General features: G+C 72.3%; 19 protein-coding genes. 12 read left to right on the top strand and 7 right to left on the bottom strand.

Annotation, left to right across the window (positions count from 1 at the left end; translation table 11 throughout):
- Positions 1-152: 152 nt before the first annotated feature.
- Genes GA0070617_RS15225 through GA0070617_RS15240 form a run of 4 tightly spaced genes read left to right on the top strand, consistent with a single transcriptional unit; the run spans position 153 to position 5,049 of the window.
- Positions 153-614, top strand: a complete 462-nt coding sequence (locus GA0070617_RS15225; protein WP_229688380.1) for a (2Fe-2S)-binding protein — start codon at positions 153-155, stop codon at positions 612-614.
- Positions 614-1,591: an FAD binding domain-containing protein gene (locus GA0070617_RS15230; protein WP_091438133.1), complete on the top strand. Its 978-nt coding sequence runs from the start codon at positions 614-616 to the stop codon at positions 1,589-1,591. The genes GA0070617_RS15225 and GA0070617_RS15230 overlap by 1 nt, the downstream gene beginning before the upstream one ends.
- A gap of 36 nt (positions 1,592-1,627) precedes the next feature.
- Entirely contained in the window at positions 1,628-2,827 is a 1,200-nt protein-coding gene (locus GA0070617_RS15235) for an XdhC family protein (RefSeq protein ID WP_091438137.1), read from the top strand.
- Positions 2,828-2,835: 8 nt separating this feature from the next.
- Positions 2,836-5,049: a xanthine dehydrogenase family protein molybdopterin-binding subunit gene (locus tag GA0070617_RS15240; protein ID WP_091438140.1), complete on the top strand. Its 2,214-nt coding sequence runs from the start codon at positions 2,836-2,838 to the stop codon at positions 5,047-5,049.
- 23 nt (positions 5,050-5,072) lie between these two features.
- Here the strand turns inward: GA0070617_RS15240 and GA0070617_RS15245 are convergent, their stop codons facing one another.
- From GA0070617_RS15245 to GA0070617_RS32050, 3 genes are read right to left on the bottom strand one after another with little or no spacing between them, the layout of a single operon-like run.
- Positions 5,073-5,639: a nucleotidyltransferase family protein gene (locus GA0070617_RS15245; protein ID WP_091438144.1), complete on the bottom strand. Its 567-nt coding sequence runs from the start codon at positions 5,637-5,639 to the stop codon at positions 5,073-5,075.
- On the bottom strand, positions 5,636-6,553 hold the full coding sequence (locus GA0070617_RS15250; protein WP_091446454.1) for a helix-turn-helix transcriptional regulator: 918 nt from the start codon (positions 6,551-6,553) through the stop codon (positions 5,636-5,638). Before GA0070617_RS15250 ends, GA0070617_RS15245 begins: the two co-directional genes overlap by 4 nt.
- A gap of 35 nt (positions 6,554-6,588) precedes the next feature.
- On the bottom strand, positions 6,589-7,506 hold the full coding sequence (locus GA0070617_RS32050) for a helix-turn-helix domain-containing protein (protein WP_091438147.1): 918 nt from the start codon (positions 7,504-7,506) through the stop codon (positions 6,589-6,591).
- A 54-nt stretch (positions 7,507-7,560) separates the two neighbouring features.
- On the opposite strand from GA0070617_RS32050, the gene GA0070617_RS31545 reads away from it, so the two are divergent.
- A complete protein-coding gene (locus GA0070617_RS31545) occupies positions 7,561-7,728 on the top strand; it encodes a hypothetical protein (RefSeq protein ID WP_229688356.1) in 168 nt (55 codons plus the stop codon).
- Here the strand turns inward: GA0070617_RS31545 and GA0070617_RS32055 are convergent.
- Positions 7,702-8,397, bottom strand: a complete 696-nt coding sequence (locus GA0070617_RS32055; protein ID WP_268239693.1) for a helix-turn-helix domain-containing protein — start codon at positions 8,395-8,397, stop codon at positions 7,702-7,704. The genes GA0070617_RS31545 and GA0070617_RS32055 overlap by 27 nt on opposite strands.
- 335 nt (positions 8,398-8,732) lie before the next feature.
- Here GA0070617_RS32055 and GA0070617_RS15265 point away from each other — a divergent pair, with 335 nt between their 5' ends.
- Positions 8,733-9,452, top strand: a complete 720-nt coding sequence (locus tag GA0070617_RS15265; RefSeq protein ID WP_229688355.1) for an XRE family transcriptional regulator — start codon at positions 8,733-8,735, stop codon at positions 9,450-9,452.
- Between the two features lie 562 nt (positions 9,453-10,014).
- Positions 10,015-10,161, top strand: coding sequence for a hypothetical protein (locus GA0070617_RS31075; RefSeq protein ID WP_217628821.1), 147 nt, complete (start codon positions 10,015-10,017; stop codon positions 10,159-10,161).
- Between the two features lie 114 nt (positions 10,162-10,275).
- On the opposite strand, the gene GA0070617_RS15275 is transcribed toward GA0070617_RS31075, so the two are convergent.
- From GA0070617_RS15275 to GA0070617_RS15285, 3 genes are read right to left on the bottom strand one after another with little or no spacing between them, the layout of a single operon-like run.
- Positions 10,276-11,397: a D-2-hydroxyacid dehydrogenase gene (locus GA0070617_RS15275; protein ID WP_091438153.1), complete on the bottom strand. Its 1,122-nt coding sequence runs from the start codon at positions 11,395-11,397 to the stop codon at positions 10,276-10,278.
- Positions 11,394-12,287: an isocitrate lyase/PEP mutase family protein gene (locus tag GA0070617_RS15280; protein WP_091438157.1), complete on the bottom strand. Its 894-nt coding sequence runs from the start codon at positions 12,285-12,287 to the stop codon at positions 11,394-11,396. The genes GA0070617_RS15275 and GA0070617_RS15280 overlap by 4 nt, the downstream gene beginning before the upstream one ends.
- Positions 12,288-12,291: 4 nt before the next feature.
- A complete protein-coding gene (locus tag GA0070617_RS15285; protein ID WP_139135679.1) occupies positions 12,292-14,022 on the bottom strand; it encodes a thiamine pyrophosphate-binding protein in 1,731 nt (576 codons plus the stop codon).
- A gap of 103 nt (positions 14,023-14,125) precedes the next feature.
- Here GA0070617_RS15285 and GA0070617_RS15290 point away from each other — a divergent pair, with 103 nt between their 5' ends.
- The 5 genes from GA0070617_RS15290 (at position 14,126) to GA0070617_RS15310 (ending at position 19,526) form a co-directional block, all read left to right on the top strand.
- Positions 14,126-15,220, top strand: coding sequence for an amidohydrolase family protein (locus GA0070617_RS15290; protein WP_091438165.1), 1,095 nt, complete (start codon positions 14,126-14,128; stop codon positions 15,218-15,220).
- 94 nt (positions 15,221-15,314) lie between these two features.
- Positions 15,315-16,121, top strand: coding sequence for an acetoacetate decarboxylase family protein (locus GA0070617_RS15295; RefSeq protein WP_091438168.1), 807 nt, complete (start codon positions 15,315-15,317; stop codon positions 16,119-16,121).
- Positions 16,118-17,092 carry an aminopeptidase gene (locus GA0070617_RS15300; protein WP_091438171.1) on the top strand — a complete coding sequence of 325 codons (975 nt, stop codon included), beginning with the start codon at positions 16,118-16,120 and terminating at the stop codon, positions 17,090-17,092. The genes GA0070617_RS15295 and GA0070617_RS15300 overlap by 4 nt, the downstream gene beginning before the upstream one ends.
- Positions 17,089-18,162, top strand: coding sequence for an amidohydrolase family protein (locus GA0070617_RS15305; protein ID WP_091438175.1), 1,074 nt, complete (start codon positions 17,089-17,091; stop codon positions 18,160-18,162). Before GA0070617_RS15300 ends, GA0070617_RS15305 begins: the two co-directional genes overlap by 4 nt.
- Positions 18,159-19,526: an FAD-dependent oxidoreductase gene (locus GA0070617_RS15310; RefSeq protein ID WP_091446456.1), complete on the top strand. Its 1,368-nt coding sequence runs from the start codon at positions 18,159-18,161 to the stop codon at positions 19,524-19,526. The genes GA0070617_RS15305 and GA0070617_RS15310 overlap by 4 nt, the downstream gene beginning before the upstream one ends.
- Positions 19,527-20,111: the final 585 nt, after the last annotated feature.

Consider the following 20,111-nt stretch of genomic DNA (forward strand, 5'->3'; position numbering starts at 1 on the left):
AACCGATGAATCCACACGACGACGATGGCCAGGGCCGATCGGGCGTGGCCCGCCGGAGCGTCCTGGGTGGCGGTGCCGCCGCGTTGGCGATACCGCTGCTGCCAGGTGGGGCGCAGGCCGCGCCGGCGGCCCCGAAGGGCAGCGTCGAACTCGTGACCGTCCAGGCCGAGGTCAACGGCACGGCGGTCGCGGCACAGGTGGACCCGCGTGCCACGCTGCTCGACACACTGCGCGAGGAGTGGGGGCTCACCGGCACGAAGAAGGGCTGTGACCGTGGTCAGTGCGGGGCGTGCACCGTGCACGTCGACGGTCGGCGGGTGCTGTCCTGCCTGACGCTGGCGGCCACGGTCGACGAGCGGGCGGTCACCACGATCGAGGGCCTGGCCCACGGTGATCGACTGCACCCGATGCAGCAGGCGTTCATCGAGCGCGACGCACTCCAGTGCGGCTTCTGCACGTCGGGACAGATCATGTCGGCGGTCGGCATGGTCCAGGAGGGCCGTGCCCGCTCCGACGACGAGATCCGCGAGCGGATGTCGGGCAACATCTGTCGGTGCAGTTGTTATCCGGGCATCGTGGACGCGATCCGCGACGCGCAGCAGGTGATGCGCTGATGCGGGCGTACACCTTCAGCCGGCCGCGCTCCGTCCGCGAGGCCGTCGCGCACGCCGGTGCGGACACGGCCTTCCTGGCTGGCGGCACGACCCTCGTGGACCTGATGAAGCTCGACGTGGTGGCGCCGGCCCGGGTCGTGGACATCAACCGGCTTCCGCTGCGGGGCATCAGGCTCGACCGGGACGGGCTGCACATCGGCGCGCTCGACCGGATGAGCGATGTCGCCGCCGACCGCGACGTGCGGCGGGACTATCCGGTGATCGCCCAGGCGTTGGAGCTGAGCGCGTCCGCCCAGCTTCGCAACATGGCGAGCATCGGCGGGAACCTGTTGCAGCGCACCCGGTGCGGCTACTTCCGTGACGTCACCACCGGTTGCAACAAACGGGAGCCCGGCAGTGGTTGCTCGGCGCTGACCGGCATCAACCGTACGCATGCCATCCTCGGCACCAGCGACGCCTGTGTGGCGACCCATCCCAGTGACCTGGCCGTCGCGTTGGTAGCCCTCGGCACCGACGTGCACCTGGCCACCCGCCAGGGTGCCCGTACGGTGCCACTCGACACGTTCTACGCCCTGCCCGGCAGCACACCCCACGTCGAGAACGTGCTGCGTCCGGGCGAGCTGATCACCGGCATCACGGTCCCCCGCTCGAGGTGGGCGGCGAACTCCCTCTACCTCAAGATCCGCGACCGGCAGTCGTACGAGTTCGCCCTCACCTCGGCGGCTGTCGCCGTCGAGTGGCGGGGCCGCACCATCAAGCAGGCCCGCATCGCCGCCGGTGGGGTCGGCACCCGACCCTGGCGGCTGCCGGCGGTCGAAGACGCCCTGGCCGGCCGACCGGCCACCGCCGACGTCTTCGAGGCGGCGGTCCGCACCGCCGCGGACGGCGCCCGGCCGCTGTCGTACAACGGGTTCAAGCCCGCGCTGCTGCGACGGACGCTGGTCCGGGCCCTCACCGTGCTGACGGAGCGCCGATGAACCACACACCCGGCCCGGCTCGCTGCGGCGGCGCTCATGCTTGAACTCGCCACCGAACTCCTCGACCGGGTCCGCGGTGGGACCCCGTTCGTGACCGCCACCGTCACCCGCGTGGACGGCAGCGCGCCCCGCCAGCCCGGCGCGTCGCTCGTCGTCGACGCGGACGGTGCGGTGCTGGGCAACGTCTCCGGCGGCTGCGTCGACTCCGCCGTCTACCAGGCGTGCCAGGAGATGCTGCGGGGGGAGCGCAGCCCGAAGACCCTGCGGTTCGGCTACACCGACGACGACGCCATCGCCGTCGGCCTCACCTGCGGCGGAACGATCGAGCTGTTCCTGCGCCACCACGATCCGGGTGCCGAACCCGGCCTGGAAGCGGCGTACGCCGACGCGACGCGGGACGAGCCCGTCGCCGTCGCCACCGTCGTCCGCGGCCCGGAGGCCCACCTCGGAAAACTGATCGTGGTACGCCCCGGGGGACACCGGGCGGGAACCCTCGGCGACGAACGGCTCGACGAGGTGGCTGCCGCACACGCGACCGGCGTGCTGCACGCCGGGACCAGCGGCACCGTGGACATCGGGGTGGCCGACGGCTACTGCCGGGAACCGATGACCCTGCTGGTCGAGTGCAACACCCCGGCGCCTCGGATGCTCATCTTCGGGGCCATCGACCATGCCGCGGCACTGGCCCGCCTGGGTGCCTTCCTCGGCTACCGGGTGACCGTCTGCGACGCCCGGGCCACGTTCACCACGCCGGCCCGATTCCCGTACGCCGACGAGGTCGTCGTCGACTGGCCACACCGCTACCTTGCCACCCAGCGCCTCGACGGCAGCACCGTGATCTGTGTCCTCACCCACGACCCGAAGGTCGACGTACCGCTGCTCACCGCAGCCCTGCGACTACCGGTCGACTACGTGGGGGCGATGGGGTCACGGCGTACCCACGAACAACGCCTGGTACGGCTGCGCGAGGCCGGCCTGACCGACCGGGAACTCCGCCGGCTGCACTCGCCGATCGGGCTGGACATCGGCGCCCGTACCCCCCAGGAGACGGCGCTGTCGATCGCGGCGGAAATCGTCGCGCACCGGCACGGCGGCACCGGGGTGCCGCTGCGTACCGGGGTCCCCATCCACCGTCGCGCCACCCCGTCGTCGGCTCCCTTCCCGCCGACCTGGACCGCCGAACACCTCGACCACAGCGCCGGCATCACCCGACCACGGTCCTCTTCCCAGAGCTAGGAGCCACGATGACCGTCTCCCCACTCGGCCGCGACATCGACCGCGTCGACGGCCGGGCGAAAGTCACCGGCGCCGCCCGATACTCGGCCGACTACCCGGCGGCCAACCTGGCCCATGCCCACCTGGTCACCAGCACCGTCGCCCGAGGCTCCATCACCACGATGGACACCGTCGCGGCGCAGAACGCCCCAGGCGTCATCGGGGTGTACAGCCCGTTCCACAAACTCGCGCTCCAGCCGGTGCCCGGCGTCGGGGAGAACTACGCACCCCTGCAGGACACCCAGATCCGCTTCCGGGGACAGATCATCGCCATGGTCGTCGCCGAGACCGCCATGCAGGCACGGGACGCCGCAACGCTGATCACCACGACCTACCACGAGCAACGGCCGCGTACCTCGCTCACCGACGAGCCCCGCGTGCCTGCCGACGGGGGGCCGACCTGGCCCGCCCCCAGGGCCATCGTCCTCGCCCCCGGCGTCGACTCGATCGAGACCGCCCTGGCCGCCAGCGACATCGTCGTGGAGGCATCCTTCCACCAGCCGATGCAGCACGCCGTCGCGATGGAACCCCACGCCGTCCTCGCCGAGTGGAACAACGACCGAACCCAGCTCACGCTGTACAGCGGCGCACAGCTACCCCACCTCTCCGCCACGGCGGCAGCCGCACGGCTCGGCCTGCCGCCAACGGCGGTACGGCTGATCAGCACGTACGTCGGCGGTGGTTTCGGCAGCCGGGTGATGCCGTGGTACGACGCCGCCCTGGCCGCAGCCGCGGCCCGCGAGCTGAACCGCCCGGTCAGGCTGGTCCTCTCCCGGGAACAGGTGTTCACCGTGGTCGGCCACCGCAGTGCGATCAACCAGACCGTCACGCTGGGCGCCTCCCGGGACGGGGTCCTCAACGCGGTCAGTCATGTCACCGACGCCTCGATGCCGCCCGTCGGCTACCGGCACATGCAGCCGGCCGTGGACACCTCGGCCGTGCTGTACCGGACCCCCAACCTGTCCATCGACCAGCGGCACGTCATGCTCGACGTGCCACCGACCTGCGCCATGCGGGGCCCCACCGAGGCCCCCGGGTCCTTCGCGTTGGAGACCGCGATGGACGAACTCGCCGTCGCCACCGGTATCGACCCGGTCGAGCTACGGCTGCGCAACTACGCCACCGCCGTACCCGGGTCGGGCCTGCCGTGGTCGAGCAAGCACCTCGACGAGTGCTACCGCGTGGGCGCCCGACGCTTCGGCTGGTCGGCCCGACGCGCCAGGCCCCGCAGCCGGACCGACGGACACTGGCTGGTCGGGATGGGAATGGCCACCGCCATCTACCCCGGAGCCCGCAGGCCGGAGGCCATCCAGGCCCGGGTCCGGCTGCTCGACGACGACACCGCCGTGGTCTCCTCCGCGACCGCCGACACGGGCACCGGCGCGTTGACCATGCTGGCCATCACCGGCGCCCACGAACTGGGCATCCCGCTGCGGCGGGTGACACCCGAACTCGGTGACACCGCACTGCCGCCGGGCGCACCGTCCGTGGCGTCGGCCGGCACCTCCACCAGCGTGCCGGCGGTCGAGGCCGCCGCCAACGCCGCGATCGCCGAACTCGTCAACGTCGCCGTCACGAGCCCCCAGTCACCCTGGCACGGTACGAACAGCGAGGACCTGAGCTACCAGAAGGGCACGTTGCGCGGGGGAGGCCTCTCGATGTCCTTCGGCCGCCTGCTCACCACGGTGGGCCGCCGCAACGTCGAGGCCACCGCGACGGTTCAACCCGGCCCGGAGGCCACCCGGTACCGGTTCCACAGCTTCGGCGCACACTTCTGCGAGGTCAGGGTCAACCGGTACACCGGAGAGCCCCGCGTGACCCGCTTCACCACGGTCGTGGACATCGGCCGGGTGGTCAACGCCCAGGCCACCCGGAGCCAGATCGTCGGCGGCATCATCTTCGGCATCGGCCACGCCCTGCTGGAGGACGACCCGCTCGAGGAGGCCACCGGCCGGCTGGCCGCCGGCAACATGGCCGACTACCTGGTGCCGGTCAACGCCGATGTTCCCGACCTCGACGTCCACTGCCTCGACCGGCCCGACCCCGTCATCAACAACCTCGGCGCGCGGGGTGTCGGCGAACTCGGCACCGTCGGCTCGGCGGCCGCTGTCGGCAACGCCATCTTCAACGCCACCGGTAAGCGGATCCGCAGCCTCCCCATCACCCTCGACAAGCTGCTGTGAACGCAACCAGCCCCGGCCAGTGGTCACCGTTCGTCGATGTCGTACCCGGCGGCCACGTCACCGCACTCGACCAGGTCGACCTGGGCAGCGTGCCGGCGTAGGTACGCCCGGGCGCCCCGGTCGCCACGCACGGTCGAGACGATCTCGGCCCAGTGGTCACGACCGAGTACCACCGGATGGCCCGCCTCGCCGTCGTAGCAGGCTCGGACCAGGCAGCCCGGGTCTGCCCGGGCCAGCAGCCGCATCACCGCCGTAGCGGAGACCCCGGGCATGTCGACCAGGTGTACGCACACGGCCGAGACGCCCGGCAGGCGGGCGGCCGTGGTGAGCCCGAGCCGCAACGACGAGGCCATGCCCTCGGCCCAGCCCGGATTATCGAGGACCTGGACACCCGCCAGGTCGACGGTTGCCCGGGCCTGGCGGGCTCCGGCACCGAGGACCGCGAGAACCGGGTCGCAGCCGCCCTCGCGCAGCACCCGCAGCGCCTGCCCGAGAAACACAGGTGCCTTCGGGCCGCCGTAGCGGCGCCCTGCCCCGGCGGCGAGAACCAGGCCGGCGGCCTGACCCCCCGCGAGATCGCGGAGGTTCATCGGGGCTGACGATCGGTCGACGCCCGGGTCGGGCCACAGTCCGGCTGCGGGAACCACTCTCCCACCGAGACACCGCCGGGTATGTCCCGCGCACCGACCTCCGACAGCAACCTGAGCCGGCGGTGGCTCTCGCTGCCCGGGGTGGCGGTGTAGACCAGCAGCCGGTGCGACTGTGCCGGGTCGTCGAGCACCTGGCAGCTGAGTTCCAGTACGCCGACCTCCGGATGCACGAAGCGTTTGACGTCGGCGAAGGTCGCGCCGACCTCATGCCGGTGCCACAGGTCGGCGAACTCGGGGCTCTCCCGGAGCAGAAGTTCGACAAGGCGCGCTGCCTTCGACCCAGGTCCGCGCAGCGTGGCCACCCTGCGCGCCCCTGAGGCGAAGACCCGTGACATGCGCTCGTGGTCCTCCGGGAGGTACGTGGCGCGGGTATTCGGGTCGGTGAACCACCGGAAGGGCATGCTTCGGGCAGGGCCGGAGTACCGGGTGTTGTCGCCCACGAGTGCGACGCTCGGCGGGGTCTGCCGCAGCGTCTCGCTGAGCTCCGTGACGATCTCGGCGGGACTGTCGGCGAGCCGGTCGAAGATGCGCAGCAGTCCCGGACTGATGTGCTCGCTGGTCGCGCCGCGCGGCGGAGGCTGGTGTCCGGCGAGCCGGAACAGGTGGTCGCGTTCGTCGAGCGTGAGGTGCAGTCCCTGGGCGATGGCGGCGATCAGACGGTCGGACGGGAGGGGCCCGCGCCCCTGCTCCAGCCGGCTGTAGTAGTCGGCGGAGATGTGACACAACGCGGCCACCTCCTCCCGGCGGAGCCCGGCGGTCCTGCGCCGCCGTCCGCGAGGAACACCGACGTCCTCAGGCTGCAGCGACTCACGCCGCCGGCGTAGGAACTCGGCAAGTCCGGCTCGGTCGATCATGTCGGCCTCCTCCACCGTGGCGATTTCGTACCTTTCTACAGTGGGTGTTGCCCGGCAGCCACGGACCAGCGATCCCCCTCTCCCGGGCGCGCGTGTACCTGGTGGTTGATCTTCTCGATGAGGCGTACCGAGATGTCTTCGTTGAGCGCATGGGTGGCGATGGCCAGCCAGAGGCGTTCGTAGCTGGTGATCTCCCCGGGCCGGTCGAGGTAGAGGTCGCCGGTGAGAGATGCCCGGTACACCACCGGCGGGTCGGGGGTGACGCGCCTGCCGGGGGTGAAGTCGAGCATGGTGAACGGTCCGGCGAGGGCGGCCTCGGGGACTCCGGCGGAAAGCGGCAGCACCCGGACGGCGACGTGCGGCAGCTCGGTCAGCCTCAGCAGGTGGGTCAGCTGCTCGGCCATGACTCCCGGCTCGCCGACCCGGCGCAGCAGCACCGCCTCGGAGAGCACCACGTAGAGCCGTGGTGGTGGGGGCAGCCGCCGGGTGAGCAGGTTGCCGGGCGGGTGGCGTACCTCGTGGAGGTGTTCGGGGTGGTCGGGCCGGTGGGGGTGGACGGCCTGGTGGTAGGCGGGGGTCCGCAGCAGGCCGGGCAGGAGGGCCTGCTGGTAGCTGCGGATCCGGGCGGCGGCGTTTTCCAGGCCCGGGTACGGGGTGAACCAGGCGGGGACGGGGTTGTCGTGGGCGTGCCACCAGCCGGTGGCTTTGGTTTCGGCGGCCACGGTGACCAGGGCGGCGGTGAGGTCGGGGTCGGTGTTGTAGAGGTCGCAGAGGGCGCGTACGTCGACCGCGCGGGTGGTGCCGAGGCCGGTTTCGATGCGCCAGACCTTTTGTCGGCTGCAGGCGATGGCGTCGCTGGCGGCGTCGAGGGTGATGCCGGCGTCGAGGCGCAGCTCGCGCAGGATGCGTCCGAGGTGTCGGCGGGGGACGCTGGACCCCAGGTCTTCGGCCACGGTTCGAGGGTTCCTTTCGGTGTGGTGGGTGGTCAGCGGGTCAGGCCGACGAGGGTGGCCAGTCGCGCCACGTCGGCCGCCGCCGGCTCGCCGCGGGTGATCTCGGTGATCGCGGTACGGGCGTACGGGCGGTGGCGGACCTCGGCGGGGGCGATGCTGTCGGCGGCGATCAGGGCCTGGCCGGCGGCGGTGGGGTCACCGGCCGAGTCCGGCCTGGAGTAGCAGGGTGCCGCGTACCCGGTGGTCGGTGGTGGTGTCGGTGGCGTCGAGGGTGGCGGTGAGGGCGAGTCGGTCGCGGCCGAGGGCGCGTAGCGCCTGGGCGACGGCGATGGTGGCGTTGCTCGTGGGGTCGGTGGTGGCGGCGCGGTCGGCGGCGAGCCAGCTCAGGTCGGCCGCGCCGAGTTTGACCAGTACCAGGGCGGTGATCTGGTACGCCGACGCGCGCAGTGCCGGTGTGTGGTGGGTGGTGTCGAGCAGGGTGGGCAGGGTTCGTAGGAGCTGCGGGTACTGGGCGTGGTGGTAGGCGAGCCAGGCGTGGCCGGTGTGTCGGCGTAGCTGGTCGACGGGCAGGTGGGTCGGCTGGTGGTGGTAGCGGGCGAGCGCGGTCCGGATGGTGTCGACCCCGTCCAGGCTCGTCACCGGCGGGGTGGGGGCGGGTTCGTGCGGGTCGAGTAGTTCGGTGGGGTCGATGTGGAGGACGGTGGCGATGTCCCGCACCACCGAGTAGCGGTCGAGGGCGCGGACGCCGCGTTCGACCTTGTCGACCCAGCTCTTGGACTTGCCGAGGCGGTCGGCGAGCATCTGTTGGGTGAGTCTGCGGCGTACCCGCCAGCGGGCCACCCGCCGCCCGATCGGCAGCTGCTCGCCGCCGTGGACGGTCGGCCGGGTCACCGGTGCGGCTCCGTGGTCGGGGGCATCGTCTCGGTGGACTCCCCGCAACGCGGACACCACCGCGCCTTGACCCGAAACGCAAACAACCCGAGCAGGAACCCCGGCACCAACCCACCGAACACGACCGACACGACGACTTCCACGAATCCCTTCACCTCCCGACGAGACCGAAAGCCGGGACCCTGCTGAGAGCCCGTGATGCTGGCTCTCGCAGTGGGCGCACGGCATGTGCGACACGCTGCCAGCGCGTCACGGACGGTAGAACCGCTCGCGTGGGACTATCGAGGGACGTCGTGGAAAGGTCCCCTGCTGTGGCGCGAAACGATGCACTCAAGATGGCGATCGTGGAGTCGGGTCTGACCGTCGCTGACCTGGCCGGAAAGTGCGATGTGGATGCGAAGACCGTGGAACGCTGGATCAGCCGGGGCCGGCTACCTCACCCCCGTTCCAGGATGCGAGTAGCCGGGGTCCTAGGTAAGGATGTGGGAGTGCTGTGGCCTGAGATGATCCGACGTTCCGTGAAGGTTGGGGCTGATCGCGAGGTGGTCGGCGTCTATCCACGACGGGCCGACCTGCCGCGTTCAGTCTTTCGCGAGGCGATCGAGCGCTCCAGCTCCCGGCTGTGGTTCGGTGGCTACACCAGTTACTTCCTGTGGCTGGAGGTGCCCGGCGTCACCGCCACCCTGACGGCCAAGGTCGCTGCCGGAGCCGACGTGCGATTTCTGCTCGGCGACCCGGACAGCCCGGTCACCGCTGAGCGTGAGCGAGTCGAAAGCACGCCGCTGACGCTGGCTACGCGCATCGCGACCACGCGGGCGGAGATCGCCAAGGTCAACGCCGCGGTTCCGGTGCGTCTTTCTGATCGCCACATCGCCATGTCGGTCTGGATCTTTGACGACGAGGCCATCGTCGCCACGCACATCGGTGCGAGTCTCGGTCAGGACTCCGTGGTGCTGCACCTGCGGCGTGGACAGGACGGGGGAGCGTTCGATCGCTATGTCGAGCATTTCGAGTCACTGTGGTCCGCCGGAAAGCCCGCCTCGCAACAGCACTGAGGAATCGGGGAGTTGCCCCGCCTGCGCGGGGAGCACCAAAGTGGGAGGCGTTGTCTATTCCGCGGACGAGGGTCACCCCCGCCTGCGCGGGGAGCACACTTCTTGACCTGGGGCCGGGCAGCGCGGTGGCGGTGTCGGTGACGACCGACTCCGTTGGGGCCATGGTCGTCTTCGACGGCTCGTGCACGTGTAGCCGGGCCGGTTCCTGTGACCATCCTGCGGCCTTGGCGTTCGCCGCCCTGGTCAGCATGGACATCGCGGCGGAGCCGAGCATCCCCAGGCCCCGACAGGCACCAGAGCCCCAGCCGGCAGCGCGGACGGCGAAACGCCGTAAGGCCGCCTGGGAGACCGGATTGTCCGCCCTGGTGAAGGCCGTCGCCGCGCCGCCTGCCCCGGCGGAGTCCGGCGTGGGGGCGCGGGTCGCGCTCCAGTTCGACATCGAGCAGCCGCCGGCCGGTGGGAGGGGCGAGACCCGGATCGCCTGCTCGACCCGTGGTGGAACCCGCCCACCAATGCGCAGGCCGTCGACCGGGCCCACCGCATCGGTCAGACCCGCAGCGTCATGGCGTACCGGATGGTCGCCCGGGACACCATCGAGGAGAAGGTGATGGCGCTGAAGGCCCGCAAGGCGGGCTGTTCGGCAGCGTCCTCGACGGCGGTGAGTTCGGCTCCGCCCAGCTCACCGCCGCCGACATCCGTGACCTGCTGAAACTGACCGCGTCGTGTCGGGGTTGATCGACTCGGTTGGGTAGATATGGCGGTATCAACCAGCCTCGGACACCGCCATATCGGCCCAACCGAGTCGATCATCGGAAGGGGCGGGTCAGTAGCCCTTGGTGAGGTCGTATTCGCCGAGCAGGGGCTCACCGGCGCGCCAGCGGTGCAGGTTGGCGCAGAACTGGTCGACCACCCGTTCCGCCCGACGGGGCGAACCGCCGGCGATGTGCGGGGTGACCACTACGTTCGGCAGGTGCCAGAGTGGATCGTCGGCGGCCAGGGGTTCGTCGACCACCACGTCCAGGCCGGCACCGCCGAGCCGGCCGTCGACGAGTGCGTCCCGCAGCGCCGCCTCGTCGATCAGCCCGCCCCGACTGACGTTGACCACGATCGCGCCGGGTTTCATGGTGGCGATCCGGCGGGCGTCGAGCAGCTGTCGGGTGGCCGGGGTCAGCGGCACGGTGAGCACCACGACATCGGCGGTGGGCAGCACCTCGTCGAGGCGGTCCGGGGCGATCAGCTCGTCGACGTCGGGGCCCGGTTCGACGGACTCCGGTTCCACGGCGACGATCCGGGCGAACTCGAAGCCCCGGGCCCGTCGGGCGACCGCCCGACCCGCGCCGCCGTACCCGACGACCAGCATGGTCCGGTCGGTGAACTCCCACTGCCGGGCCCGGATCTCGATGCGGTGCGGGTCGGTCCAGGCCGGTTCGCGCAGGCTCGCCGCGATGCCCCGGGTCAGGGCCAGCAGCAGGGCGAAGGCGTGTTCGGCCAGGTGCGCCCCGACGATGCCGCCCTTGGCCGAGACCAACCGGACGTCCCGGTCGCCCAGGTGGCGGGCGATCCGGTCGACGCCGGCGCCTACCGACTGTACCCAGCGCAGCTTCGGCGCGGCGTCGAGCACCTCCGGTTGGACGTCGCCGAAGAGCACCACCGCGTCGGGGGCGTACCGCAGCTGTTCGGCGCGGTCCCGGGCGACCAGCACCTCGTCGGGTGCGGCGGCGGCCCGGATCTGCGCGATCTGCGCGTCGTCCAACGGCGCGATCAACTCGTGCGCGGCCGCCAGCACCGGCCCACCGAACCCCGGCCGCGCGCGGTCACCCGCCCGCGCCGCGCCGTCCGGCGACCCACCGTGCCCGGCCTGCGCCGCGCCGTCCGGCGACCCACCGTGCCCGGCCTGCGCCGCGCCGTCTGGCCGCCCGCCGTGCCCCGGCTGCGTCGCGCTCATCCGGCGTCCCCACCGAGGTACGCGGTGCGCAGCCGCTCGACCTCGGCGTAGCCGATGGCCCGGGTGAACTCGCGCAGCGGAACCCCGTCCCGGGCCACCGCCGCCGGGTCGCTGAGCAACCCGGTGTACGCCCCGGCGAGGGTACGGGCGGTGTGCAGCAGTCCCTGCAGGCCGTAGATGACCACGGCGATGCCCAGTTCGCGGGCGATCTCGTCGGTGAGTTCCCGCTCCAGCCAGCTGCCCGGGGCGACGGCTGCGGCCAGCGGCCGGCCGCCACCTGCCTCGCGGGCGGCCTGCCACGCCTCGAAGGGGAACGTCTCGTCGTGGCGCATCGGGAAGATGACGTCCGCGCCGGCCGTCGCGTACGCCTCGGCGCGGCGCAGCACCTCGTCGACGGTGTCGGCGTTGGTCCGGGCCACCACGGCGGTACGTGGGTCGTGCCGGGCGTCGACGCAGGCGCGTACCTTGGCGGCGGCCTGCGGCAGGGGTACCAGGGCGACGCCGGACTGTTCGCTGAGCGGGCCGGGTTTCGGCGAGATCTGGTCCTCCAGCATCAGCGCCGCCGCGCCGGCCTGTTCGAAGTCGCGGGCGGCGTGGAAGGTGTTCACCGCGTTGCCCCAGCCGGTGTCCAGGTCGGCGATGACCGGCAGCCCGGAGGCGCGGGTGGCGACCTGGACGGCGCGGGTCATGTCGGCGCGGGTGTAGAGGTCGGCGTCGGGCAGGCCGAGTGAGGCCGAGACGGCGAAGCCGGAGGCGAACAGGCAGCGGAATCCGGCCTGGGCGGCCAGCGTGGCGCTGAGGCCGTCCCAGACTCCGGCGGTGTGCACCGGCAGGTCGGTGGCGGCCAGCACGGCGGCGAACCGGTCGGCGGGGGTGGGGGAGTCGGGCATGTCCTCAGCTCTCGGTCGCGACGGGCAGGTCGACGACCACGTCGACCAGGACGGGGTTGCCACCACGGACGGCCTTGACGGCCTCGGCGAGCACGCCGGGCAGCGCGGCGCGGTCCTCGACCGGGCCGAACGCCTCGACGCCCTGGGCGCGGGCCATCGCGGCGTGGTCGACGTGCGGGCCGGTCAGGTCCATGCCGTGCCGGGCCCGTTCCAGGTCGCCGCCGCGGGTGTCGACGACCCGCTTCTGGTGCAGCCAGTCCGCGCCGTAGCTGCGGTTGTCGACCACCACCATGAGGACCGGGATCTGGTGGTGGGCGGCGGTCCAGAGCGCCTGCGGGGTGTAGAGCAGGTCGCCGTCGGGTTGCAGCCCGACCACGACGGTGTCGTCGTCGCGGTGGTGCAGCGCCGCGCCGATCGTGCCGCCGGCGCCGAAGCCGAGCCCGCCGCCGCCGGAGCCGCCCAGGTGGCAGTTGTAGTCGACCATGTCCCAGGTACGCCGGGGCCAGCCCCGGAACATGTTGAAGCCGATCTGCCAGGGGCCGTCGCGGACCGCGTCGTAGGTGGCGGCGGCGAGTACCCCCTCGGAGATGCCGCCGGTGGGTGACTCCGGTGGTGCGCCGAGGGCGGCGCGCAGGCCGGCGGTGTGGCCGGTCAGCCACTTTCTGCGGGCGGCGACGGCGTCGCGGCGGGCGGCCACCCGCTCGTCGACCAGGTCGGCCAGGACCGGCAGGGCCACGGCGGTGTCGGCGAGCAGGTGCTCGTGGGCCCGGATCGGCGGTTCCAGGTCGAGGAAGCCGTTGTGCTTGAGGTCGTTGAGGGTGATCACCGCGAGCCGGGCGTCGGGGCGGGAGAGCATGTGGTGGCCGCGTTTGACGTTGTCGACCCGCGACAGCGCCCAGCGCACGTCGCGGCAGTCCAGGGCGAGGATCACGTCGGCCTCGGCGAGCCGGCCGGCCCGGTCGCCGGTGCAGTCGGCCCAGTGGCCGGTGGGGAAGTTGTGTCGCCCGCCCAGGTCGACCACGGGCGCGGCGAGGGTCTCGGCGAGCCGGCGCAGCGCGTCGAAGCCGGCCCGGCTGCGCCCGACGTGGTCGGCCAGGATCACCGGGGACTCCGCGCCGAGCAGCAGGTCGGCGACGGCTTCGAGGCGGTCCAGTGGCGCGGTGGGCGCGGCGATCGGGGCCGGTCCCCAGTCGCCGAGGTCGATCGGGGGCGCGGGGCGTTCCTGCAGCAGGGCGTCGAGGGCGACGTACGTCGGGCCCTGGGGTTGGGCCGCGGCCAGCTGGTGGGCGCGCAGCAGCAGGTCCGGCACGGCCTCGATGGAGGCCGGTTCGGCGTCCCACTTGACCACGTCACGGACCACCTGGCCCTGCTGGTTGGCGGTGTGCACCCAGTCGATCCAGGGGCGGCGGTGGGCCTGGTCGGCCGGTCCGGAGCCGCCGAGGACCAGGATCGGCGCGTGGTCGGCGTACGCGTTGAAGGTCGCCATCGTGGCGTTCTGCAGGCCTACCAGGTTGTGTACGGCGGCGGCCATCATCTCGCCGGAGGCCTTGGCGTAGCCGTGGGCGATGGCGATGGCCACGCCCTCGTGCAGCGCCGAGATCAACTCGGGTTGGCCGGCGGTGGTCAACGAGTCGTGCAGGCCCCGGAAGGAGGCGCCCGGGTTGGCGGCCACGTAGCGGATTCCCAGGCGCTGGAGCAGCGCCACCATCACGTCGCTGCCGTAGGTGAAAGTCATGGTCACGTCTCCCCGGTCGTCGTCTCGGCCCTGTCCCGACCCCGTCAGCTGCGCTACGTTATGAAACACCGTTTCGTCATACGGAACAAGAGGGGTGTTCGCAATGCATCGACCTGGTCAGGCCGTCGACCTGCACAGCCACTGGTGGCCCCGGGAGTTCGCCACCGCCGTCCGGGCGGGCCGTCGCTGGCACGCCTGGGACTCCGACCTGACCGCCGCCACGCCCCGGATCGTGGCCGGCGACCGCGACGCCCCGGCCCCGGTCGACCTGTTCCGCACCGACCTGACCGAGCGCCGCGAGCGCCGGGCCGCCGAGGGCATCGTCCGCGAGGCGGCCATGGTCCCGGTCTTCCTCTGGGGGTACGAGCTGCCGGCCGCCGAGGCCGAGGCGTACTGCCGCGACGTCAACGCCGACCTGGCCGACGCCCAGGCCGCCTCCGGCGGGTCCTTCACCGGCCTGGGCCTGCTGCCGTTGCAGGACCACGACGCCGCGCTGCGGGTGCTCGACCACGCGGTCAAGGACCTCGGCCTGTACGCGTTCAGCATCGGCACCAACGTCGAGGACGCCAACCTCGACGACCCGAAGGTGGTCGGCATCCTGGAGCAGGTGCTGGCGGCCGGGGCCGCGATCGTCATCCACGCCAACTGGTACACCCGGGCCGGTCGGGAGCGCACCTGCCGGCACATGTTCGACAACTCCGTCGGGGTGCCGCTGGAGGCCGGCCTGGCGCTGGCCTCGCTCATCTACTCCGGGCTGCTGGACAGGTACCCGCAGGCGCGGATCTGCTGCTCACACGGCGGCGGTTGGCTGCCCTACGGCATCGGCCGGCTCAACCTGCGCTACCTGCAGGGGCGCGACAGCGGGCTGCTGGCCGAGGCCCCGGACCGCTACCTGCGGCGGTTCCACTACGACTGCCTGGTGCACGACGAGCGCGCGTTGCGGCTGCTGGTGGAACGGGTCGGCACCGACCGGGTGGTGATCGGCACCGACCACCCGTACGGCGGGGACATCCCCGAGATCGGCGCGGTGCGCTGGATCGCCGAGCAGCCCTTCCTGACCAGCCGGGAGAAGGACATGGTCGTCCGGGAGAACGCCGCGGCCTTCCTGGACGGCGCGCGGAGTTCGGTCGCCGGTTCCGGCGACGGGCGGACTTCGGTCGCCGGTTCCGGCGACGCAGGCGGCTCGACTCTGGGCTGAAGGTGCTGGTGGCGGCGGTGGGCCGCCCTTGACAGGGTTCGACGATCACGCCTAGTTTTTCTGGAACGGCGTTTCGCTCAGCGGAAGGATAGACATGTCCACGCTCCGAGGGTTCGGCAATCCACTCTCCCCGACCGGCCGAGCGGCGCTCGTCGACCCGCCGCCGCACCACATCAGCGCCGACGCGATCCAGGTCGTCTACCGGGTTGACCCGGACAAGGCCCGGGCGTACCTGCCGGACGGGCTCGAACTGCACCCGGACGCGCTCGCCTACGCGTACGTGGCCGACATGGTCAAGGTCAGCGAGAGCCAGCCCGACCAGGCCTGGGTGGAACCGCAGGCCTCCCAGTACCAGGAGGGCATCCTCGGCCTCTACTGCACCTACCAGGGGCAGCCCGGCCGGTTCAGCGCCTTCATCTGGGTCAGCGAGGACTGGTCGGTGGTCTTCGGCCACTACATGGGCTTCGCCAAGAAGCAGGGCCTGATCCACAAGACGAAGATCCAGCCGGCCAACCCGGCGCTCGGCCCGGTCGGGCCCGGCACCCGGTTGCGCGGCACCGTCGACCGGTTCAGCCACCGGATCTTCAACGTCGACATCCAGCTCACCGAGAAGATCGACGACGACGCGATCCCCTCGCACGGCCACCGCGTCTACACCTACCGGCACATCCCGTCGCCCAGCCCGGACGTGGCCGACCAGCGGCAGTTGTTCGCCCTCGACCTGGACCGGGCCACCACCATCGACGCCTGGCGGGGCACCGGCGGCGTGGAGATCAAGACCGACGCGTTCAACGAGGACCTCGACGGCTTCCAGCCGCTGGAGATCGTCGACGCGTTCACCTTCCAACGTGGCTGGACCACCAAGGCCGGCGCGACCCTGCTGCGAGAGGACCACGCATGACCGACTGGGCCGCACTCCAGGTCGCCAAGGCCGCCCGCAACGTCGTCGACACCTCCCTCGCGGTACGCCCCGGCGAGCAGGTACTGGTCGCCGCCGACCACAACTCCGACCAGGCGGTGGTGGACGCGCTGCTGGCCGCCGTCGCCTCGGCCGGGGCCGAGGGCACCCTGGTGGTGCAGCCGGCCCGGGTCCGCGCCGGCGAGCCGGCCAACACGGTGATGGCAGCCGCCCTGGCCGGCGCCGACGTGATCATCTCGCCGACCTCGACCGCGCTGAGCTTCACCCCGGAGCTGAAGCAGGCCCTCAACCGGGGCGCGCGGGCCATCGTGATGACCGGGGTGACCCGGGCCGAGCTGACCGGTGGGGCCGGGGTGGCCGACTACGAGGAGGTCTACCGGATCACCAAGCCGCTCTCCGACGCGATCACCGCCGGCTCCCGGATGCGGATCACCTCCGCCCAGGGTTCCGACCTGACCGCCTCGCTGGAGGGGGTCACCTGCGGCGTCGGGGCGTCCTTCGCCCGGGAGCCCGGCCAGATCTCCAGCTACCCCAGCGGCGAGGCGTGGAGCGCGCCGGCCACCGGCACCGGGCAGGGCGTGCTGGTCGCCGACGGCTCGGCCCACCAGCTCGGCAAGCTGCGCGAGCCGATCCGGGTGCACTTCACCGACGGCCGGGCGGTCCGGATCGAGGGCGGCGCACAGGCCGACGAGCTGCGCCAGATGATCGACGGGGTGGAGAACGGCGACAACCTGGGCGAGCTGTCCATCGGCACCAACCCGGCGGCCCGGTTCCTCGGCAACATCACCGAGGACAAGAAGCAGGTAGGCACCGTCCACTTCGCCCTCGGCAACAGCGTCGTCGGCGGCACGGTCAAGGCCCCGATCCACGTCGACCTGCTGCTGCTCACCCCGACCGTCGAGGTGGACGGGGAGATCCTGGTCCAGGACGGCAAGATCGTGAAAACCGCATGAGCGTACCGGCGATCGACACGCACACCCACTTCTGGCCCCGGGGGCTGCTCGCGGCCGGTCGCGCCGGGCGGGACTGGTACGGCTGGCGGGCGCTGACCGAGGGCAACGGGAAACGGGCCTTCGCGTTGGGGCGTACCGTGCTGGCCTTCGACCCGCCGGAGGTCGACCTGGACGATCCGACGGCCCGGCTCGCCGGTCGGACCGCCGCCCAGGGCATCGCCTTCGAAGCGGTGCAGGTCGCCGGCTTCCTGTTCAACTACCACCTCGACGCGGCCCGGGGCGCGGCCTTCTGCCGGGAGCTCAACACCGAGCTGGCCGAGTTGCAGGCCGCCGCGCCGCAACGCTACCGGGGGCTGGCCCAGCTGCCCCTGCAGGACCGCGACGCCGCCCTGGCCACCCTGGACCACGCGGTCCGGGAACTGGGCCTGCGGCACTTCGTCATCACCCCGGCGGTCAACGGCCGCAACCTGGACGATCCGCAGATCCTGCCGGTGCTGGAGGCGATGGCCGAGGCCGGGGTCACGGTGAACGTGCACCCGGCCTTCTTCGACAAGCTCGGCGCGGGCGACCGGCTCAGCCGGTACTACTTCGAGAGTTCCTTCGCCGCGCCGGTGGAGGCCAGCATCGGGCTGATGTCGGTGATCCACTCCGGCCTGCTGGACCGCCATCCCGACCTGCGGATGTGCTTCACCCACGGCGGCGGCATCGCGATCCACTCGCTGGGCCGCTTCGACCACCGGTGGCACATGATCGGCGCGGCCCAGCGCAGCATGGCCCGGCCACCCAGCGAGTACCTGGCCGCCGGCAACCTCTTCTACGACGTGCTGGTGCACGACGTGCGGGCCCTGGAACTGGTCGTCGAACGGGTCGGGGTGGACCAGCTGACCATCGGCACCGACCACCCGTTCGCCTGGGACCACCCGGGCGGGGCGGCGAACTGGATCCGGGACGCCGACTTCCTCGACGCCGAGGCCCGGGAGAAGATCCTCTGGCGCAACGCGGCCCGCCTCTACGACCTGGACACCACCGTCGGTCCGTGGGGCGACCCCGCGTCGGCGGTGTCGGGGTGAGCGACTGTGACGTGGTGGTGGCCGGTGCCGGTGGCGCCGGCCTCGCCGCCGCGCTCGCCGCCGCCCAGGCCGGCCGGACGGTGGTGCTGGCCGAGGCGCGGGAGACCTTCCGGCAGGGCAGCAACACCGCGATGAGCACCTCGATGATCCCGGCCGCCGGCACCCGCTGGCAGGCCGAGGCGCAGGTCACCGACTCGCCGGCCCGGTTCCTCGACGACATCCGGGCCAAGACCCACGGCCAGGCCGACCCGGTGGTCGCGGTCGCGCTCACCACCGTCGCCGCCGAGCTGGTCGACTGGCTGGCCGACGCCTGCGGGGTACCGCTGGAACTGGTCACCGACTTCAGCTACCCCGGGCACTCGGCGTACCGGTGCCACAGCGTGCCGGACCGCTCCGGGGCGAGCCTGCACCGGGCGCTGCTGGACGCCGCGGCGAACCTGGACGACCTGCACCTGGTGGTACCGGCCCGGCTGGTCGACGTGCGCACCGACGAGCGCGGCGCGGTGCGCGCCGCCGTGCTGCAACGACCCGACGGCAGCCGGGAGGAGATCGACACGGCAGCCGTGGTGCTGGCCACCAACGGCTTCGCCGCCGACGCCGACCTGGTCGGCCGGCACCTGCCGGAGATCGCCGGCGGGGTCTACCACGGCGGGGAGGCCTCCCGGGGCGACGCGCTGCACCTGGCCGAGCGGCTGGGCCTGGACACCGGCTGCCTCGACGCGTACCAGGGGCACGGGTCGCTGGCCGTGCCGGAGTCGATCCTGCTCACCTGGGCGGTGGTCATGCACGGCGGCTGGTTGGCCGACGCCGCCGGCCGGCGCTTCGGCGACGAGACGGTCGGCTACTCCGAGTACGCCGTCAAGGTGCTGGCCCGCCCCGGCGGCCGGGCCTGGGCCGTCTACGACCAGCGGATCCACCAGGCCTGCCTGGCATTCAAGGACTACCTGGACGTGGTGGAGGCCGGTGCGGTGCGCTGGGCCGACGACCTGGCCCAACTGGCCGCCGCCACCGGGCTGCCGGTGGACGCGTTGACCGCCACCATGAACGAGGCGAACGCCGCCGCCTCCGGTGCCGGGGCCGACCGCTTCGGCCGTACCACGTGGGCGGGCCCGTTGCGGCCACCGTTCGCGGCGGTCCGGGTCACCGGCGCGCTCTTCCACACCCAGGGCGGGCTCCTGGTCGACCGGCACGCCCGGGTGCTACGCGGCGGGACCCCGGTGCCCGGCCTGTACGCCGCAGGTGGCGCCGCCGTCGGGATCTCCGGCCACGGTGCCGGCGGCTACCTGGCCGGCAACGGTCTGCTGGCCGCCCTCGGCCTGGGCTTCCTCGCCGGCCGCCACGCGGCGGATCACGGCAGCCGCTGACCCACCGCTGCCCACCTCGGGCCGGTCGCCGCCGGTGCCCCGACCTCGGACCGGGTCGATGCTGGTGGCCTGGGCCCCGGGTGGGGTCGACGTTGGTGGCCCCGACCTCGGGTCGGGTCGATGCTGGTGGCCCCGACCTCGGGTCGGGTCGATGCTGGTGGCCCCGACCTCGGGTCGGGTCGATGCTGGTGGCCTGGGCCCCGGGTGGGGTCGACGCTGGTCTCGACTCGGGGTGGGTCAGCGCTGGTGGCCCCGACCTCGGGCCGCTGACGCAGCGCTCCTGCCCAGGGTGCCGCTGCGCGAGGGGCGGCAGCAATGAGCTGACCAAACAACCGCCCCACTTTGCACCCATTCCTCCCGTTCCTCGCCCACAACTGCCCACGCGCCCCACGCCCACCCACCGCTTGAAGCGGTCCCCGAGGTGAATCTTGGACACTTACCGTTCTATTTGGACGGTAAGTGTCCAAGATCTACCCCATTCGGGTACGGAGAGAGCGCGGCGCTCCGGTTGGGGCGGGGAGGGGCGGGGAGGTCGGGGGCCGGGAGGCGGGGCGATGGGGAGGCCGAGTTGGCCAGCCAGCCCGG

The sequence above is a fragment of the Micromonospora yangpuensis genome, from assembly GCF_900091615.1.
GTDB lineage: Bacteria > Actinomycetota > Actinomycetes > Mycobacteriales > Micromonosporaceae > Micromonospora > Micromonospora yangpuensis.

Excerpts from the sequence above, each read along its gene's own strand:
- GA0070617_RS15230 (WP_091438133.1), top strand. The coding sequence starts at position 614 with ATGCGGGCGTACACCTTCAGCCGGCCGCGCTCCGTCCGCGAGGCCGTC.
- GA0070617_RS15235 (WP_091438137.1), top strand. The coding sequence starts at position 1,628 with ATGCTTGAACTCGCCACCGAACTCCTCGACCGGGTCCGCGGTGGGACC.
- GA0070617_RS15240 (WP_091438140.1), top strand. The coding sequence starts at position 2,836 with ATGACCGTCTCCCCACTCGGCCGCGACATCGACCGCGTCGACGGCCGG.
- GA0070617_RS15245 (WP_091438144.1), bottom strand. The coding sequence starts at position 5,639 with ATGAACCTCCGCGATCTCGCGGGGGGTCAGGCCGCCGGCCTGGTTCTC.
- GA0070617_RS15250 (WP_091446454.1), bottom strand. The coding sequence starts at position 6,553 with ATGATCGACCGAGCCGGACTTGCCGAGTTCCTACGCCGGCGGCGTGAG.
- GA0070617_RS15265 (WP_229688355.1), top strand. The coding sequence starts at position 8,733 with ATGGCGATCGTGGAGTCGGGTCTGACCGTCGCTGACCTGGCCGGAAAG.
- GA0070617_RS31075 (WP_217628821.1), top strand. The coding sequence starts at position 10,015 with ATGGCGTACCGGATGGTCGCCCGGGACACCATCGAGGAGAAGGTGATG.
- GA0070617_RS15275 (WP_091438153.1), bottom strand. The coding sequence starts at position 11,397 with ATGAGCGCGACGCAGCCGGGGCACGGCGGGCGGCCAGACGGCGCGGCG.
- GA0070617_RS15280 (WP_091438157.1), bottom strand. The coding sequence starts at position 12,287 with ATGCCCGACTCCCCCACCCCCGCCGACCGGTTCGCCGCCGTGCTGGCC.
- GA0070617_RS15285 (WP_139135679.1), bottom strand. The coding sequence starts at position 14,022 with ATGACTTTCACCTACGGCAGCGACGTGATGGTGGCGCTGCTCCAGCGC.
- GA0070617_RS15290 (WP_091438165.1), top strand. The coding sequence starts at position 14,126 with ATGCATCGACCTGGTCAGGCCGTCGACCTGCACAGCCACTGGTGGCCC.
- GA0070617_RS15295 (WP_091438168.1), top strand. The coding sequence starts at position 15,315 with ATGTCCACGCTCCGAGGGTTCGGCAATCCACTCTCCCCGACCGGCCGA.
- GA0070617_RS15300 (WP_091438171.1), top strand. The coding sequence starts at position 16,118 with ATGACCGACTGGGCCGCACTCCAGGTCGCCAAGGCCGCCCGCAACGTC.
- GA0070617_RS15305 (WP_091438175.1), top strand. The coding sequence starts at position 17,089 with ATGAGCGTACCGGCGATCGACACGCACACCCACTTCTGGCCCCGGGGG.